Annotated in this window: 16 protein-coding genes; 7 read left to right on the top strand and 9 right to left on the bottom strand. The window is 70.3% G+C overall.

Annotated elements, in window-relative coordinates:
• Positions 1–7: 7 nt before the first annotated feature.
• From H6693_06605 to metG, 3 genes are all read right to left on the bottom strand, one after another.
• The gene (locus tag H6693_06605) at positions 8–1,726 is read right to left on the bottom strand and encodes a hypothetical protein (protein MCB9515848.1); all 1,719 of its coding nucleotides are present in this window, start codon (positions 1,724–1,726) and stop codon (positions 8–10) included.
• Positions 1,727–1,884: 158 nt separating this feature from the next.
• Positions 1,885–3,465 carry a T9SS type A sorting domain-containing protein gene (locus tag H6693_06600; GenBank protein ID MCB9515847.1) on the bottom strand — a complete coding sequence of 527 codons (1,581 nt, stop codon included), beginning with the start codon at positions 3,463–3,465 and terminating at the stop codon, positions 1,885–1,887.
• Between the two features lie 110 nt (positions 3,466–3,575).
• On the bottom strand, positions 3,576–5,114 hold the full coding sequence (gene metG / locus H6693_06595; GenBank protein ID MCB9515846.1) for a methionine--tRNA ligase: 1,539 nt from the start codon (positions 5,112–5,114) through the stop codon (positions 3,576–3,578).
• A 104-nt stretch (positions 5,115–5,218) separates the two neighbouring features.
• On the opposite strand from metG, the gene H6693_06590 reads away from it, so the two are divergent.
• The 7 genes from H6693_06590 (at position 5,219) to H6693_06560 (ending at position 10,532) form a co-directional block, all read left to right on the top strand.
• Complete coding sequence (locus tag H6693_06590; GenBank protein MCB9515845.1) at positions 5,219–5,980, top strand: glycosyltransferase family 2 protein; 762 nt, start codon at positions 5,219–5,221, stop codon at positions 5,978–5,980.
• Entirely contained in the window at positions 5,980–6,243 is a 264-nt protein-coding gene (locus H6693_06585) for a lipid-A-disaccharide synthase N-terminal domain-containing protein (protein MCB9515844.1), read from the top strand. The genes H6693_06590 and H6693_06585 overlap by 1 nt, the downstream gene beginning before the upstream one ends.
• Complete coding sequence (locus H6693_06580) at positions 6,240–7,640, top strand: glycosyltransferase family 39 protein (protein MCB9515843.1); 1,401 nt, start codon at positions 6,240–6,242, stop codon at positions 7,638–7,640. Before H6693_06585 ends, H6693_06580 begins: the two co-directional genes overlap by 4 nt.
• Before the next feature lie 81 nt (positions 7,641–7,721).
• On the top strand, positions 7,722–8,279 hold the full coding sequence (locus tag H6693_06575; protein ID MCB9515842.1) for a peptidylprolyl isomerase: 558 nt from the start codon (positions 7,722–7,724) through the stop codon (positions 8,277–8,279).
• Between the two features lie 89 nt (positions 8,280–8,368).
• Positions 8,369–8,923: a peptidylprolyl isomerase gene (locus H6693_06570; GenBank protein MCB9515841.1), complete on the top strand. Its 555-nt coding sequence runs from the start codon at positions 8,369–8,371 to the stop codon at positions 8,921–8,923.
• 76 nt (positions 8,924–8,999) lie between these two features.
• Positions 9,000–9,656, top strand: coding sequence for a peptidylprolyl isomerase (locus tag H6693_06565; protein MCB9515840.1), 657 nt, complete (start codon positions 9,000–9,002; stop codon positions 9,654–9,656).
• 180 nt (positions 9,657–9,836) lie between these two features.
• Complete coding sequence (locus tag H6693_06560; protein MCB9515839.1) at positions 9,837–10,532, top strand: spondin domain-containing protein; 696 nt, start codon at positions 9,837–9,839, stop codon at positions 10,530–10,532.
• Between the two features lie 85 nt (positions 10,533–10,617).
• Here H6693_06560 and H6693_06555 read toward each other — a convergent pair whose 3' ends face one another.
• The 6 genes from H6693_06555 to H6693_06530 all read right to left on the bottom strand — a co-directional run bounded on the left by H6693_06555 (position 10,618) and on the right by H6693_06530 (position 17,401).
• Positions 10,618–10,821 carry a zinc ribbon domain-containing protein gene (locus H6693_06555; protein MCB9515838.1) on the bottom strand — a complete coding sequence of 68 codons (204 nt, stop codon included), beginning with the start codon at positions 10,819–10,821 and terminating at the stop codon, positions 10,618–10,620.
• A 61-nt stretch (positions 10,822–10,882) separates the two neighbouring features.
• The gene (locus tag H6693_06550; protein MCB9515837.1) at positions 10,883–11,890 is read right to left on the bottom strand and encodes a PD40 domain-containing protein; all 1,008 of its coding nucleotides are present in this window, start codon (positions 11,888–11,890) and stop codon (positions 10,883–10,885) included.
• A 69-nt stretch (positions 11,891–11,959) separates the two neighbouring features.
• A complete protein-coding gene (pdxT, locus tag H6693_06545; protein ID MCB9515836.1) occupies positions 11,960–12,565 on the bottom strand; it encodes a pyridoxal 5'-phosphate synthase glutaminase subunit PdxT in 606 nt (201 codons plus the stop codon).
• A gap of 3 nt (positions 12,566–12,568) precedes the next feature.
• Positions 12,569–13,450 carry a pyridoxal 5'-phosphate synthase lyase subunit PdxS gene (gene pdxS / locus H6693_06540; protein ID MCB9515835.1) on the bottom strand — a complete coding sequence of 294 codons (882 nt, stop codon included), beginning with the start codon at positions 13,448–13,450 and terminating at the stop codon, positions 12,569–12,571.
• A gap of 130 nt (positions 13,451–13,580) precedes the next feature.
• Positions 13,581–14,021 (bottom strand): hypothetical protein, encoded by a 441-nt coding sequence (locus tag H6693_06535; GenBank protein ID MCB9515834.1) that lies wholly within the window; start codon positions 14,019–14,021, stop codon positions 13,581–13,583.
• A 269-nt stretch (positions 14,022–14,290) separates the two neighbouring features.
• A complete protein-coding gene (locus H6693_06530; GenBank protein MCB9515833.1) occupies positions 14,291–17,401 on the bottom strand; it encodes a hypothetical protein in 3,111 nt (1,036 codons plus the stop codon).
• Positions 17,402–17,553 lie beyond the last annotated feature (152 nt).

Below are 17,553 nucleotides of genomic sequence, written 5' to 3'. Positions count from 1 at the left end.
GCCCCGCCTACAGCCCTCCGTCCACCACCGCGATGTTGCTGGTGAGGTTGCCGGCGACCAGCAGGTGGCCGCTGCCGTCGCGCAGCCAGGCCACGTGGCCGGGGCCTTCCACCCCCGCCGGCAGCGCGGTCGTCGTGCTGCTCAGCACGGCGCCCGCGGCGCTGACCACGGTGACGGAGTAGCTGTTGTCCTCGTAGCCGCCGCAGGCGATGGCCACGCTGCCATCGCCCAGCTCGAGCATGTCGATGCCGAAGGGGCCGGCGCCGACGCTGGCCTGGTCGGTCAGCGTGACCACGTCGCTGCGATCGGCCGTGCGGCTCTGGACCCAGGTGCCGACGTCCAGCGTCCCGTCCAGGTAGTTGCCCACGCAGACGATGCCGCCGGCCTCGCGCACGCGCAGCGGCTGGTCGCCCACCTGCCCCACCACAACGGCGTCGGCGTTCACGTTCGCGCGGTCGTGCAGGAAGAGGGTGCCGGGGGAGCCGTCGCAGATGAGGAGCGCCGAGCCCGTGATGCTGCTCACGCAGCCGCTGCGGATGACGTCCCCGCCGGGCAGGCTGCTGGCGGGGATCGGCGGCGCCGCGTAGCCGAACTGCCCGGACGACGCGTCGTACTCGATGAAGGCGAGCTGCGTGCCGCCGCGGGCGTAGCAGAGGCCGCCGCTCTCGGCGACGCCGCCATAGGGACAGGCGTCGGTGATCTCCGCGCCGTTGATTGCGAGGCTGAAGCCAAAGTCGCCGCTGCCCGAGTCCCAGCGCGTGAACAGTCCGCCGTTGGGACCGTAGGCGAAGATGGCCTTGTCGGCGTAGTCGCCGCTGCCGTCCGGGCCGCCCGCCACGGGACAGACGCCGTTCGCCTGGACCGGGTACATCCACCGGCTCTCCAGCGTGGCGAAGAAGGGGTCCCGCAGGCTGAAGGCGCCCCACTGGTTGTCGCCGGCGCAGAGCAGGTAGGGCGCCTGCAGGCTGCCGAAGCTCACCGTGGGCTCCATCCAGATTCCCTCCTCGCCGGTCTGCGCGCAGGTGTAGACGCCGAGCGGCGGCCCGCTGCCGGGCTCGGTGACCACGATGTCGCAGGCGATGTCCACGGCCTGGGTCTGCGGGCACTCGTCCTCCACGTGGACGTCCACGCTCCACTGCCCCGTCTCCGTGGGCGCGCCGCAGAACTCGCAGCCCACCGGATCGAAGGCGAGGCCGTCCGGAAGATCGCCGGTCATCGTGCAGGTGAGCTCGCCCAGGCCGCCCGCGATCAGCGGTCCCTTGCAGTCGTCCTCGTTCAGGTTGAAGGCCAAGCTGGCCGTGGGCGCGGCGAAGAGCTGCGGGCAGGCGTCAACCACCTCGATCGTGAGGTCCAGCTGCGCGGAGTAGGTATCGCCGCTCGGGCAGTTCACCAGGGCCTGCACCACGAGCGGGTAGCTGCCGGTGACCGTCGGCGTCCCGCTGATCTGCTGGTTGACGTCGTCCACGCCCATCCCGGGCGGAAGCGTACCGCTGATGAGGCTGACCTCGGCCGGCTCGTGGTCGGCCTCCGTGAAGCTCGGCGCGATGTCCACGTCGTCGGGCTCATCCACCAGCAAGGTGGAGGTCCGGGTGTCCGGCATGTAGACGGGCCCCTCGCAGACGGAACCGTCCGAGCCGCTGGGGTCGTTGCCGCAACTGCCCCCGATGCTGAGCAGGGCCAGGGTGACGGGAAGGGACAGGGTCGCCAGGCGTTGCCAGAGGGTCATGTCGCGCTCCACGGTTGGGCGCGGTCAGGCCGCGCCACGATTACATCATCAACTCTGAAATGATACAGTATGGTGGATCTGTGGCCACGACATTTCTGCATGAAAAGCGCCCCCGCGCCATGATGGCCGGGGGCGCGAGCAGAGTGTTCCCCGCTGGCTTACTTCAGAATCGTGAGCTTCTGGACCACTCGCCCCTCGGCGGTGTCCAGCCGCGCGAAGTAGACGCCCGTGGCCACGGGGCTGCCGGCGTCGTCGCGGCCCTGCCACTCCACGCTGTGCGGGCCGGCCGCGAGAGAAGCGCCGTCCAGCAGATGGCGGACCGTGCGGCCGCTGATGTCGTAGATGGTCAGGGACGCGCGGCTGTCCGCGTTGAGCGCGAAGCTGAGCGTCGTCTTCGGGTTGAAGGGATTGGGCTGCGCGCTGAGGCCGACGGCCATCGGCGCGTCCACGGGCTCGTCCCCCGCCATCGAGAGCTTGCCCGAGATCGGGTCGATCGTGAACAGGCCGGAGATGGCCTCCAGCGTCGGCTGGTCCACCGGAGTCCGCGGCGGCGCCATGTTGTAGTAGGTGGTGAACACGGTGATGTCGCTGAGGTCGATCACGCCGTCCGGGGCGTAGTCCGCGCAGGGCAGGAACAGCGGGTCGCCCTCGCTCCGGCCATAGGTCCCGCTGAAGAGGACGATATCGGCCAGGTTCATGACGCCGTCGTCGTTGAGATCCAGGTGGCTCGTGCCGGTCTCCAGCGTCTCGGACAGCGACTGCCAGACGCGGCCTCGCGTCTGCGTGTCGATGCCGACATAGACGCCCAGCTCGCCACGCCCACAGTTCCCGATCGGCGTCTCGAAGCGCGCCGTCCAGCCGTTGGCGCTGTTCAGCTCCTCCACGGGGTACAAGGCGCCCTGCAGCATGCCCCCGCTGGTGTCGAGAAGCCGCACGTGATCGGCCGGAACGGGCGTGGACATGAGCGCGTCGTCGAAGTCCACCTCAACCACGACGTTCGGGTTGTTGGTGGCGCGATTGTAGGGATCCAGCGGGAAGTAGGACCAGCCCTCGCCGCCGGGGTTGTCCCAGCTGTACTCCGCCACGCCCGCGGCGGCGATGTTCGCGAGGGTCACGGTGATGGGCGCCAGCTGGACGTCGCCGGGCCGGCTGTCATAGGCGAGACCCGCGGGGCTGAAACTGTAGAACGAGTGCTGCGGAGTGGCCGTCCCCTGCATGGGGGGAAGCGGGGGGAGGATGTGGCCGTCGAAAGTCGAGAAGCCGAAGTGCCCCGTCGCGTCCGTCGTCGCGGCATAGCTGCCGCCCACGGTGATCCGGATGCCACCGAGCTCCAGGTTGCCGCCGGGCGCGTTCACGATGGAGCCGCTGACGTGCCCAATGGTCACGATGGAGAAGTCGTAGTTGCTGTGAGGGGCTGTCGCCTGCCCCGAATGCGAGGGCGGAGTGGCGTCGACGGAGCCGTCGAAGGGCTCGATGGTGAAGACTTCCCAGGCATTGGCGTAGAACACGTAGGAGCCGTCGGTCTCCGTGTAGGTGTGCAGGACCCCCTGCTGCGAACCCACCATGATCAGGTGGAAGTCGTTCACGGGGTAGCCGTTCTGATTGTAGACGTGCCCGGACTGAGGCCACTGGTACTGGGCCTGGGCCCGCGTGGCCCCCGGTGGGGCCGAGAGAAGTGCGAGGGCGAGCAGGGCGGCGAGTCCGACACCCAGCAGCGGAAGACGCTTCAGGGAACGCATTGGGTACCTCCAGGAGATGCGGTGACGATCGCATGGGCACGCCGGCCCAGCGTCCATCGCAGTGGGACGGATCTCCTGAGAGGATTACCGATGTGGAGTCGGCGCTTCCGCTAGTCCAACGGATCGAAGCGCGGGAAGAGCGGCTCGCCGGTGCACACTGGCGCGCCCGGCGTCAGGCCGCCCCAGGCCAGGCTCTCGGCGAAGGGCGCCGGCTCGGGCGCCGCCCCCAGCCGCCGCAGCAGCTCGCCGCAGCGTTCGGGCATCACCGGGTGCAGCAGCGTCCCCACGATGCGCAGCGCCTCGGCGGCGTGGTAGAGCGTGACCGCGGTGGCCTCGCGGCCGCCGGGCTGCTTGACCGCCTTCCAGGGCGCCTTCTCCTCGAGGTAGCGGTTCACCGCGCCCGAGAGCTGGCGCACGGCGCCGATCGCGCCGTTGGGATGATAGCGCGCGATCTCCTCGGCGACCCGCGCGGCCACTTCCCCCGCCAGCGTCTTGAGGGCGCGCTCCGCCTCGCCGTAGCCCTGGCCCGTGGGCAGCTTGCCCTCGAACTGCGTCTCCACCAGCTTGGTGACGCGGTTGAGGCCGTTGCCGATGTCGTTGGCCAGCTCGGCGTTGTTGCGCTCGATGATGAGCCCTTCGCTGAAGGCGCTGTCCTGGCCCGGGGTCATCTCGCGCATGAGGAAGTAGCGCAGGACGTCCCGCCCGTAGAGATCCATCGTGTCCAGCGGCTTCACCACGTTGCCCTTGGACTTGCTCATCTTCGCGCCGGCATCGCCGAAGAGCCACCAGCCGTGGGCGAGGATCGTCTTCGGCAGCGGCAGGCCCGCGCCCATCAGCATGGTGGGCCAGTAGACCGCGTGCGTCGTGAGGATGTCCTTGCCGATCAGGTGCAGGTCGGCCGGCCAGAAGGCGTCGGTCTCGTCGCCGGCGAAGCCGAAGCTCAGCGCGCTGTAATAGTTGAGCAGCGCGTCGAACCAGACGTAGCAGACGTAGTCGTCATCGAAGGGCAGAGCAATCCCCCAACCGAGCCGCGACTTCGGCCGGCTGATGCAGAGGTCGCCCAGCGGCTGGCGCAGGAAGCCCAGCACCTCGTTGGCGCGCTTCTCGGGCACGATGAAGCCCGGGTTGGCCTCGATGTGATCGATCAGCGCCTGCTGGTACTGCCCCATGCGGAAGAAGTAGTTCTTCTCCTTGATGGACACCACGGGGTTGCCCAGCGGGCTTTGCCCGTCCACCAGCTCCTTCTCGGTGAAGAAGCGCTCCTCGGAGACGTCGTACCAGCCCTCGTAGTCGTCCGCGTAGATCTGGCCCTCGTCCCAGAGCTGCTGCAGCACACGCCGCACCACGGCCTTGTGCTCGGCCATGGTCGTGCGGATGTAGAAGTCGTTGCTGATGCCCAGGCGCCGCCAGACCTCGGCGAAGCGCGGGCTCATCGCGTCGGTGTGCTGCTGCGGGCTGATGCCGCGCTTCTCGGCAGCCTGCTGCACCTTCTGGCCGTGCTCGTCCGTGCCGGTGAGGAAGCGCGTCTCGTCGCCCATGAGACGGTGGTAGCGCGCGAGCACGTCCGCCAGCACCGTGGTGTAGGCGTGGCCCAGGTGCGGTTCGTCGTTGACGTAGTAGATCGGCGTGGTGACGTAAAAGCGCGACATCGGCCCCCTCCCGGCGGCAAGAGCCGGTAATCTAGCCCAAGCGCCGCGGGGGGTCAACTCGGGCGGGTCTTGCCTGCGGGGGCCGCCGCGCCTACACTGCGGCCATGTCCACCGCGCACTCCGCAGGCCGGCCTTCCCAGGCCGCGGACGCCGAGCCCCGCCCCGAGCTCTCCGTCGTCATCCCCTGCCTCAACGAGGCCGGCTCGCTGCCCTCGCTGCTGGCGGAGCTGCAGGCCACCTTCGACGCGGCCGGCGTGCCGGCCGAGTTCATCCTCGTGGACGACGGCTCCACCGACGCCTCGCGCGCCCTCCTCCGCGAGGCCGCCCTGACCGAGCCGCGCCTGCGTCCCGTGTTGCGCGACGCCCGCGGCGGACAGACCCAGGCCCTCCACGACGGCCTGCAGATCGCCCGCGCCGACTGGGTGGCCCACCTCGACGGGGACCTGCAGAACGATCCCCGCGACCTCCCCGCCCTGCTCGCCAAAGCCCGCGAGGGCTACGACGCGGTCTTCGGCTTTCGCGCGGCACGCAGCGACTCGCTGTCGCGACGCCTTGCCAGCCGGGCGGCCAACGCCATCCGCAAGTGGGTGCTGCGCGACAGCATCGTCGACATCGGCTGTTCGACCCGCGTGCTGCGCCGCGACGTGCTGACCACGCTGCCCCCGCTCCCCGATCTGCACCGCTATCTGCCCGCGCTGGTCGAACGGGCGGGCTGGCGCATCCTCCAGGTGCCGACGCGGCATCGACCGCGGCAGCACGGACAGAGCAAGTACGGCAACCTGGGACGCGCCCTGCGCGGCCCCGCGGACCTGCTGCGCATGGCGCGCCTCGCGCGACGTCTGCGCCGAGAAAGGCTGGGCTCCTGATGCAACTCGACGGCTGGCATGTCCTCGGCGGCGCGGCGCAGCTCGCCTTCGCCTCGCGCTTCATCGTGCAGTGGGTGGTGTCCGAGGCGCGCGGGCAGAGCGTGATCCCCGCCTACTTCTGGTACGCGAGCCTCGTGGGGGCCGCCGGACTGCTGGTCTATGCGCTGCACATCCGCGATCCCATCTTCACCATCGGGCAGGCCTTCGGCTTCGTGGTCTACATCCGCAATCTCGCCCTGCGCCGCCGGGTTCGCGCCGCGTGAGCCGGCGCCGGGTCCTCCTCGCCGTGGCCGCTGGCCTGCTCTGGCTCGCGGGGCTCGCCACGACGCCGCTCTTCGAGAGCACGGAGGGGCGCTACGGGTCCGTCGCCGCGGAGATGCGGCGCGGCGGCGACTGGCTGGAGCCGCACTTCAACGGCCTGGTCCACCTCACCAAGCCGCCGCTCGCCTACTGGGCCGGGGCGCTGGGCCTGACCCTGCTGCCCGACGGCGAGTTCGCGCTGCGCCTGCCCGCCACGCTGGCCTGGCTGGCGGGCGCCCTGCTGCTCTATCCGCTCGCGCTGGACCTCGGTCTCGATCGACGGCGCGCGCGCTGGGCGGCCTGGCTCGGCGGCACGGCGCCGCTCGCGATGGTGCAGGGGCACATGCTCAGCAGCGACGTCTTCCTCGCACTCGGCGTGATCCTCGCCTATCGCGGCGTGCTGTCGGCCGGGCCCGGCTGGCGACGTGCGCTCTGGACCGGCGCCGGCCTGGCCGTCGGGCTGCTGGCCAAGGGACACATGGTGCTCTTCTGGTGCTGGCTACCGCTCGCCGTCGGGTTGCCCCTGGCGCGGGAACCGCGGCGATTGCTGACGCTGGCCCATCCCCTGACCTGGCTGCTCCTGCTCGGGCTCGGCCTCCCCTGGTTCGTGGCGGAGATCCTGCGGCACCCCGGACTCCTGCACTACTGGATCTGGGGCGAGACCGAACAGCGCTACCTCAGCACGGCGCACGGCCGCGCGGAGCCCTGGTGGTACTTTCTCGCGCTGACGCCGGCGGCGCTGCTGCCCTGGCTGCCCGAGGCTGCGCGTGGCCTGTGGCGAGGGCTGCGCGACCGGCGGCGCGCCACGCTCGTCGCCTGGGCGCTGCTGCCGCTCTTGCTGCTCAGCCTCAGCGGCAGCAAGCGTCCCAACTATCTCCTGCCCCTCGTGCCGCCGCTGGCGCTGATGGCCGCCGCCGCGCTTCCCGAAGGCGGCCTGCGCGGGCTGCGCTGGCGCACGGGGCTCTGGGTGGGACTGGCGATCCTGGCCCCTCTGGTGCTGGGCCTGCGCTCCGACTGGACGCCGCCCACGCGCGCGCTCGTCCGCGCGGCCAAGGCAGAGGGGGGGCCGCTGGTGGCCTATCGGGTCATGCCCACGGCGCTTTCCTACTATTGGGGATCGCCGGTGCCGGTGCTGGAACGTGAGCCCACGGGCCCCTTCGACTCGCCCGCGGCGCTCGCCCGCTGGGCGCCCACGGACCCCATCGTGCTGACCGCGGCCCTCGAGGCGGGTGGAGCGGTGCTGGCCGGCTCCGGGGATGACCAGGCGCTCGAGCGCGCCACGGGGATCGCTCTGCGGCCGCGCGCGCGAGCGGGCCGACTGGCGCTCTGGTGCCGAGAGGTGCCGGGCGGCACGCCCTAGGCCCTCCGCTTGACCCCTCCCGGCGCGAATGCTAGCTTCCGACGTCCCCCGGAATCGGAGAACCTCAATCAGGAGAAGAACATGGCGGACAAGGAGACCGTGGTCACCCTCAAGACCAACCGGGGTGACATCGCCCTGCGCTTCTTCCCCGGCACGGCGCCGGAGCACGTGAAGAACTTCATCTGGCACGCCGAGAACACCTACCCCGGCTGCACCTTCCACCGGGTGATCCCGGGCTTCATGATCCAGGGCGGCGACCCGAACACCAAACCCGGCGCCAAGGGCATCCCCGGGACGGGCGGGCACAGCTACAAGGGCCCGGGCACGCAGCTCAAGGCGGAGTTCAACGAGCGTCCCCACGTGCGCGGCACGCTGTCCATGGCGCGCTCGCAGGATCCGAACAGCGCCGGCAGCCAGTTCTTCATCATGCACGAGGCCGCGCCCTTCCTCGACGGCCAGTACAGCGTCTTCGGCGAGGCGATCACGGGACTCGACGTGGTCGACGCGATCGTCAGCGCCGACACCGACGGCAACGACCGCCCCCGGGAGGACCAGCGCATCGAGAGCGTCACGGTCGAGGAGTGGGACGGCGACCAGGTGCAGGCGGCGCTCAGCGCGCTCGCGAAGGAGGGGCGGTGAGGCACGTCGCCCTGCGGGTGGCCGTCCTCTTCGCGCTTGGTCTCGCCGGCTGCGCGGGTAGCGCGGGTCGGGAGCCGGCCACCGAGCAGGTGGTCGTCCTGAGCGTGGCGCAGGGGGACATCGTCCTGCGCTTCTTCCCCGAGACGGCGCCCGAACACGTGAAGAACTTTCTCTGGCACGCGGCGCACACCTATCCCGGCTGCACCTTCCACCGCGTGATCCCGGGCTTCATGATCCAGGGCGGCGATCCCAACAGCAAGGACGACGACCCCGCCAACGACGGCATGGGCGGCGATAGCTACCTGGGCGAGGGCACGACCCTGCCGCCCGAGTTCAGCGCGCGGCGGCATCGGCGCGGCATCCTGTCCATGGCGCGCGCGACCGATCCGGCCAGCGCGGGCAGCCAGTTCTTCATCATGCACGGCGAAGCGCCCCAGCTCGACGGCCAGTACAGCGTCTTCGGCGAGGTGATCGACGGCATCGAGGTCGTCGACGCCATCGCGAACGTCGTCCGCGACGACCGCGACCGCCCCGTGGAGAACCAGACCATCCTCGCCGCGCGCGTGGAGGACTGGCCCACGGCCAAGGTGGAAGCGGTCAAGGAGGAGATGACCGCGGCCGACCCCGCGGCACCCCGATTCTGAAGCGGTCGGCGGGAACCCCCGCCGGACCGGGGCATTGACACGGCTCGCAGCGCGACCGCAATCGAAAGGTGAACCGATGACCCGAACCCAACGCATCCTGCTGCTGCCCCTGTTCGCCCTCGCCCTCGTGGCGGGGATGGCAGGATTCGCGGCGGCCGACGAGAGCGCCACCGAGCCGGTGGTGACGCTCGTCACCAGCCGGGGCGACATCGTCCTGCGCTTCTTTCCCGACAGCGCCCCGGAGCACGTGAAGAACTTCCTGACGCACGCGCGGAGCGGGCTCTACACGGGCACCCTGTTCCACCGCGTGATCCCCGGGTTCATGATCCAGGGCGGCGATCCCAACAGCAAGGACGAGGACCCGAACAACGACGGCATGGGCGGCTACAGCTACAAGGGCCCGGGCACGAGCCTGCCGGCGGAGTTCAACGACCGTCACCACACGCGGGGCATCCTGTCCATGGCGCGTTCGCGCGACCCAGACAGCGCGGGCAGCCAGTTCTTCATCATGCACGGCGACGCGCCCTTCCTCGACGGCAAGTACACCGTGTTCGGCGAGACCATCGACGGCATCGAGGTCGTGGACGCGATCGTGAACACGCCGCGCAACGACCGCGACCGCCCGAACGAGGACCAGAAGATCCTCGAGGTGAAGATCGAGGACTGGCCCACCAGCAAGGTGGAAGAGACCAAGGCCGCGATGTGGGCCGCCGACGGCGACAAGGACAAGTAGCACCCTCATCGGTCCGGAATGCTCGCACGGGGAGCGGCGTCGCCGCTTCCCGTGATCTTTTTGATGCGAAGGGTCACGCGCCGAAGCGCGACTCGTACTCCCCGTCACTGTGCGTCGCGCGGACACCGGCAAGCAGCCGCACCGTGTTCACCGCGCGACGCGATCTTGAAGGGAGTACCCATGAACTTTCGCACTACCGCGGCGCTGGCCGCCCTCGCTCTGGCCACCGTGCTGAGCGCGAGCGCGAGCGCCACCAACTACGAAGTGACGGTGGAGAACCTCATCCCCGGCGGCCTCGACACCGGCCAGCCGTTCTCGCCTCCGGTCTGCGTCGTCCACAATGCCGGCTACTCGCAGTGGGCGCCCGGCGCGATGGCCTCGCCGGGACTCGAGATCGTCGCCCGCGAGGGCGATCCCACGACGCTGGCCGCCGAGGCCATGGGCGACGCGAACGTCTACTCGGTGGTCGTGGGCAGCGGGCCTTTCTTCGGCTCGCAGAGCATCATGATCGAGGGCAACCCCGGCGACCTCTTCTCGGTGGCCTGGATGCTGGGCCGCACCAACGACCTCTTCGCGGGCCTCTACGACATCGTGCTGCCGGCCAGCGGCTCCATGTCCATGGACACCGACGTCTGGGACTCGGGCACCGAGGTCAACACGGGGATGATCGAGGACCTCGGCTTCTACGGCAACCCGAACACGGGACCGGACGAGGACAACCCGATCAGCATGATCAGCAGCTACAGCGTGGTCAACGATCCGACCTACGGCGTGCTGACCTGGAACTTCCCGCCCTCGGCCAGGGTCACCATCACCGTGATGGATCCCACGCCCACGGACGAGACCAGCCTCAGCGCGGTCAAGTCGCTCTATTGATGAAGTGATCCGGGCCGGCCAGTTGCGGCGGTGATGCGGCTGCGGTGACGGCGGTTGGGGAGGCGACGCCTCCCTAGCCGATCCGTCAGCCACCACCGCCGCAGCTGGGCGCCGGCGCCCCGCCGCTGCCGGAGCCGCCGGTGGCGAAGCTGGACAGCAGGCGACGGGGACCCTTGGCCTCGCAGCGCGGGCAGGCCAGGGTGGGCTCGAGCTCGTCGCGCCGGCTCATGCTGAGCAGGGCCGTGAACTTCTCGCCGCACTCGCGACACTCGTACTCGTAGAAGGGCATGTCGTCGCTCCCCGTTGGCGTTCAGGCAGAAGCTAGCGGGTGAATGCCATTTACGCCAGGCTCAGCGCGCCGCGTCGATCACCCCCGCGTCGATCCACCAGATGGCCGGATTGCTCACGCCCGGCTCCGCCTGAAGCTGATGCAGGGACCGCGCCGTCATGCCCTCGTCGCCGAAGGGGGCGGACCGCGGACGGGTGGCCATGAAGAAGAGCACGCGGCCGTCGGGCGACAGCGAGGCCGAGTACTCCAGGCCGCCGGGCGAGTTCACGCGCGGCCCCAGGTTGTGGGGCCCCTCCCATCCGCCCTCGCCGTCCGGGAAGCAGACGTAGTAGTCGGTGCGCCCCAGGCTGTCGTCGCGCCCGAAGGTCGGGACGACGAGGAAGCGCTCGTCGGGATCGACGAAGGCGTTGAACACGTTCGGCGTCGAGTTCACGGCCTCGCCCAGGCGCTCGGGTTCCGCGTAGCCGCCATCCGGCAGACGGCGGCTGCGGTAGATCCCGCCGGAGCGGGTCTCGGCGTCCTCGCGCGTGAAGTAGAGGGTGCCGTCGCGGGTCGTCGACGGGAAGTACTCGGCCGAGTCGCTGCAGATCGGGGCGCCCAGGTTTCGCGGTTCGGTCCAGCCGCGGCCCGCGCGTTCCATCACCCAGATGTCGGCGTCGCCCGGCTCGGTCTCGCCGGCGGCCGGATCGGGGCGGTCGGACATGAAGAAGAGCCGCGTGCCGTCGGGGCTGACGTGCGGCTCCAGGTCCTTCCAGTCGGGGTTCGCCGCCCAGGGCGCGACCTCGGGCGCGGACCAGCGGCCGTCGTCGCCACGGCGCGTGACCATGATCGTGCTGTAGTCGAAGTTGCCCAGGACGACGCCGAAGTAGATCTCGCCGCCGTCGGGCGTCATGGCGAGGTCGCGGGTGTATAGCGCCGTGGAGACGATCCCGGGTGCGAAGAGCGCCGCGTCCGCGCCGGGGGCGGGCGGCGTCTGACCGAGGTAGTCGCCGCGCGGCACGAGACCGTGGGGCGCGCAGGCGTTGAAGGACAGTGCGATGACGACGAGCAGGGGCAGTTGAGTGCGCATGGCGTTCCGCTCCGGATGGCGTGGCGGGGAAGCCGGCCGCGGGAAGGATAGCGCGCGCCGACGGTCGCGTTAAGCGCGAATCTCCGCCGCGCCGACGAACTCGCGCAGAAACCAGGCGTGGACGCGGGGATCGTCGGTGAGCTCCGGGTGGAAGGCCAGAGCCAGCAGCTTGCCCTCCCGCAGGGCCACGGGCTCGCCGCGGAAGCGCGCGAGGACGTCGACGCCCTCCCCCACGCGCGTGATGCGCGGCGCGCGGATGAAGATGGCCTTGAGCGTGGGCGCGCCGGGGGAGCCGTCGGGCGCGGGCAGCGGCCAGTCGAGCTCCTCCTGGAAGCTGAAGACCTGGCGTCCCCAGGCGTTGCGGGCGACGTCCACGTCCAGCAGGCCGAAGGGCGGCGCCGGCAGGTGGTTCGCGCTGCGCGCCAGCAGGATGAGCCCCGCGCAGGTGGCGAGCACGGGACGCGCGGCGAGGAACTCGGCCAGCGGTGCGCGCAGGCCACCCGCGGCCAGGAGATGGGTCATGGTGCTGGACTCGCCGCCGGGGAGGACGATGGCGTCGAGGCCGTTGAGATCGGCCGCCGTGAGCACGGGGCGCGCCGCCGCGCCCAGCGACTCCAGCCGCCGCAGGTGCTTCTCCACCGCGCCCTGCAGGGCGAGCACGCCCACCGTGGGCATGCGCTACCAGCCGCGCGTCTGCAGGACCTGATCCTGGGGAATCTCGGCCATGTCGAGGCCGCGCATGGCCGCGCCCAGCCCCTCGGAGATGCGCGCGAGACGGTCGGCGTCCTGCCAGTGGGTCGTGGCCTCGACGACCGCCTTGGCCATGCGCTCCGGATCGGACGACTTGAAGATGCCCGAGCCGACGAAGACCGCCTCCGCCCCCAGCGTGCGCATCAGCGCCGCGTCGGCGGGCGTGGCCACGCCGCCGGCGGAGAAGTTGGGGACGGGCAGCTTGCCCGACTCGGCCACCTGTTTCACCAGCGCGAAGGGCGCGCCGAGTTCCTTGGCGGCGGCCATCAGCTCGCCCGCGTCCAGCTGCGTCAGGCGACGGATCCCGCCCACCACCGCGCGCAGATGCCGCACGGCCTCCACGATGTTGCCCGTGCCGGCCTCGCCCTTGGTGCGGATCATGGCCGCGCCCTCGCCGATGCGCCGCAGCGCCTCGCCCAGGTCACGGCAGCCGCAGACGAAGGGCACCTTGAACTCGTGCTTCCAGACGTGATTCGCATCGTCCGCCGGCGTGAGCACCTCGGACTCGTCGATGAAGTCCACCTCCAGCGCTTCGAGTACCCGGGCCTCGGCGATGTGCCCGATGCGGCACTTCGCCATGACGGGGATGTTCACGGCGGCCTGGATCTCGCGGATCATGCGCGGGTCGCTCATGCGGGCGATGCCGCCGTCGGCCCGGATGTCCGAAGGAATGCGCTCGAGGGCCATCACCGCGGCGGCGCCGGCGTCCTCGGCGATCTTCGCCTGCGCGGCGTTGGTCACGTCCATGATGACCCCGCCCTTGAGCATCTCGGCGAGTCCGACCTTCTCCTCGAAGGTGCTTACTTTCATGATGGCCTCCGGAAGCGGGAAACGGCGGAGCCGCGGCCGATCGGCCGCACGGGGATATGATAAGAAGGGGGCCCGGGGGTGTCAATGCGCCCCGGGCCCCTCAACTCTCTGCGCTACAAGACCTTAAGCTCTAGTGGCCGTGGCCGGCATGCTCGGCGCAACCGCTGCAGTAGAACTTGCCGTCCATTTCCTTGGCGTCCGCCTGGGCGACCTTCATGCCGCACCCGGCGCACTGCACCATGGCGGTCTCGAAGCCCATCTTGGCCGCGCAGCCGGCGCAGTAGAACTTGCCGTCGTGCTCGGTCGCATCGGCCTTGGCGATCTCCATGCCGCAGCCGCCGGCGCAGGCGACCATGTCGCCATGGTCGTGCATGTCGCCGGCCATCTTGGCCGCGCAGCCGGCGCAGTAGAACTTGCCGTCGATCTCCTTGGCCGCCGACTTGGGCATCTCCATGCCGCATCCGCCGGCGCACTGGACCATGGCGTCCGCCTGCTTGGCGCAGCCCTGGAGGCCGTTGACGGCCAGCACGCCCATGGCCAGCAAGGCAAAGAGGATCAGAATCCGTTTCATGCGGGCTCTCCTTCCCGGTTCGTCACACCGCGATCAGTGTGGCCTTGGATGCCGGCGACGTCAAACAGGATTCGGCCGGCCTCGGTCTTTCGCTGCGGCGCGTATCCCGGTCGCGCACCTTCTGTTCTGCCTGCGAGCGAGTGGTCGTCTTGGCCGTGCACTCTGCCCGCGAGCAGGTGCGTGTGCGGGTCGCGCACCTTCCGGACGCTAGCGAGCCCTGTGTCCGGGTCGCGCGCCTTCGAAGCGGCGCGCGAGAGGACACAGGCTCGCTACTTTAGGAGTACGAGCTTCTGCCGCTCTCGCGACACCCCCGCGCGGAATTCCGCGAAGTAGATCCCGCTGGCCTGCGGGCGGCCCGCGCCGTCGCGGCCGTCCCAGACCACCTCCTGCGGCCCGGCGGGCTGAAGTCCGTCGACGAGCACGGCGAGTTCACGGCCCAGGATGTCGTGCACGCTGAGCCGCGCGCGCTGCGGCGCCGCGAGGGAGTAGCGGAGCGTCGTGGACGGGTTGAAGGGATTCGGATAGGCCCGCGCCAGCCCGGTGACCGAGGGCGCCGGGTCGGAAGTGCCCGTGACGTCCCCGGGGTAGCCCATCAAGCGGCTGAGGACCATGAGCGGAAGCTGACGGACGTAGTCCGGGTCCACGTTGCCATAGCCGGTGTCGCGAAGCGTGGCGTAACCGAACGGCGTCAGGAGAGCGCGCGTCGCGTGGCCGCCGGCGTTGGTGCTGTCGCCGTCGCCTTCCGGATCGAGAGCGTAGGTCCCGGCCACGGTGCCGGAGCCGCCGTCGTCGGCCCAGGTGAAAGCGGTCTCCACCAGCGGGTCCACGACGGGTCGAATGCCGGAGAATTCGCGCAGGTCGGGGCAGCCGCCGTCGGCGATGAAGTCCGGGGTCCCGCCGAGGTAGGCGAGCAGCGGATGGCTCGCGAGCACGCTGGGCGTGAGGATGCCGGTCTGCTGCTGGTAGCTGCCGCCGTGGAGCTCGGCGCCGAGCAACTCCGCGAGGTAGGGCGAGCCGTCGTCGATGTCCTCCGCCACGTGATCGCCCATGATCCACAGGCCGGCGTCGACGGTGCTGGCCGCCAGCCAGTCCTGGAGCAGCTGGCCCTCGTCCGCCCGGTCGCGTGGCCCGAGACCCGTGATCAGCGTGTTCGCCCCGGTGCTGCCGTTGTCCCAGAGGATCGCGCGGTATCCGGACAGCGAGGCGAGGCTCGCCTGCGTGCCCAGCGAGTTGAGGTATTCGCCCCCCGGCGCGTTGGCCGTGAAGCGGTCCACCTGGGCGCTCAGTCCGTTCGCGGCGAAGGCGAGCTCCCAGGCGTCCAGCAGATCGCCGCCCTTGTCGACGAGGAGCAGGTTGTGCCCCGCCGTGGGCAGGCAGCTCACGTGGAAGTACGCGCGGGCCGCGGGGTCGGCGGCGCGGGCGTCTCCGGGTGCGAGCGCCTCCTTGCCGTCCACGGCCAGGCCGCGCAGGAAGTACTCGATCCTGTCGCCGGGCAGGAAGTAGGCGTCGTTGAAGTCGAAGGCGTAGTAGTCGGGAAGGAACGGCCGATCCCAGACCAGCTCCGCCTGCATGGTGCACCATGGCCCGTCGTCCAGGGTCATGACGCCCGCCCAGGGCGACCAGATGCCGTCGGCCGCGTCGGGATCCGCCATGGTCGGATCGGTGGAGCCGGCGTGCGGGCCGTCCACCACGCGCCAGAAGAGCCGCAGTTCGGGGCGCGGTTCGCCGGCGAGGCCGTTGAAGGTCTGGGCGACGCCGCCGTGGGCGTCGAGGCCCAGCGTGAAGCCGAGCGAATCGCCGGCCACGTGGCTCATGGTGTTGTTCAGCTGGACGAGATCGCGCGCGCTGTCGATGCGCACCGTGCCGTCGCCGTCCACGTCGAAGGCGTCCTGGAAGCGCCCGGCCGGGAGCACGTCGAAGGCCGCGGGACCGCCGTCCAGGATCGCCACGGTGATGTTGTCGATGTAGGGCGTCCCGTGGTGGTGCTGGCCGTCCCCGTAGATGTTGCAGAAGAAGGGGCAGGCGTCGACGACGCCGATGTCGACCACGATGCCGCCGGTGTCGCCCACACCGTCACCCATGATCTGGTGCAGGGTGTAGGTGAAGTCGAGCGCGTAGTGCCGCCACTGCGTCTCTTCCCCGAAGTAGAGATTGTTGTCGGCGGTTCTGACGTAGCAGTTCGGATCCTCGCCGCTCCCCGCGGAGATGGCCGCCTGGAAGAAGACCACCTGCTCCAGGGGCAGATCCAGGTAGACGTCGGCGGAGACGATGAGCCGCGAGCTGGCGTCGAGGTTGAGCGGCTGTCCGTACTGGTCGCGGCTCAGCACCGGGCTGCGCACGTAGTTCCACATGAAGGGCGGTCCGTAGGGAACCACGCCGTCGGGCCAGCCGGGCTCGGGGAGCGAGGGGTCGAAGAAGGTCCAGTAGTAGCTGCCGTTGTTCACGCAGCTGTCCTGGGTGTTCAGTCCATGACGAAGCGTCGCGAAGTCGCCCGCGCCCGGCGCGCCGGCTACGAGGCTCATCGCGGCGGGGAGCTGGCCGTCCTCGAAGTCCGCGGCGAAGCGTTCGGCGCCGTCCACCGTGACCACGATGTTGTCCAGCCAGACCGCGCCGATGTCGGTGGGGAACTGGCCGTCCTGGTCGGCGAAGGAACCGTCGGACGTGAAGCGGAAGATCACGGCGTCGAGGCTGTCGCCGTCGGCCTGCGCAGCCGGCAGCGTGAGCGTGTACGGCGCGTAGGGGCTGGCCAGGTAGTCGTTGTAGGTGGCGATCAGCTGCTCGCCGCCGCCACGCCACCGGGCGATGACCTCGAGATAGTCGTAGACGTCCCCCTCGAACCAGGTCGACATGCCGAAGTCGAGCTGGAGCGCGCTGCCCACGGGCGCCCCCTCCAGGTCGATCACCGCGCTCTGGATCCAGTTCAGCCCGTAGCCGCTGGGGTGGACCCAGTTGCACTGGTCCAGCTCGCCGCACCAGAAGGAGTAGTCGTTCGCGGTGTCGCCAGGGTCGAAGGGCGCCGCGCCGCTCATGTCGGTGTCGTGCCCGGCGGTGACCGCGGTCTCGGTCACATGCCAGTGGACGTTCTGGTCGAGCACCGATGCGTCGACGCCGGTCCAGCCCGCGGGGTCCGGCGAGCCGTCCGCCGCGTCGAAGCTGAAGCCGCGGGCGACGGTCCCGGGACTGCCGAAGCTGCCCGGACCGCTGGCCGCGAACAGGAAGAGCGTGTCCGCGCGCACGCTGAGGGATGAGGCGGGAACCGGCTTCAGCGCGGTCGGGGTGGGCGCGCGATCGCGCGCCGAGGCGGGCGTGACCGGCAGCGAGAGCAGTCCCACGACGAGAGGCGCGATCGCGAGCGAGCGCCGCATCGAAGAAGCGAACATGATGACCTCCGGCGGAGGCCGGCGGCGAGCAGGGACCTTCAGGAGGGGACTGAGACTCCGACGCGCTACGCATCCGACCCGGTGTGAGTTGAGCGGGGAAGCTCACCGTGCTTTCAATTCTATCCTCAGCCATCGCGCCGAGAAAGAGGAAT

The sequence above is a fragment of the Candidatus Latescibacterota bacterium genome (genome assembly GCA_020633725.1).
Classification (GTDB): Bacteria; Krumholzibacteriota; Krumholzibacteriia; order JACNKJ01; family JACNKJ01; genus VGXI01.
This window is presented reverse-complemented; position numbering and strand designations above follow the sequence as displayed.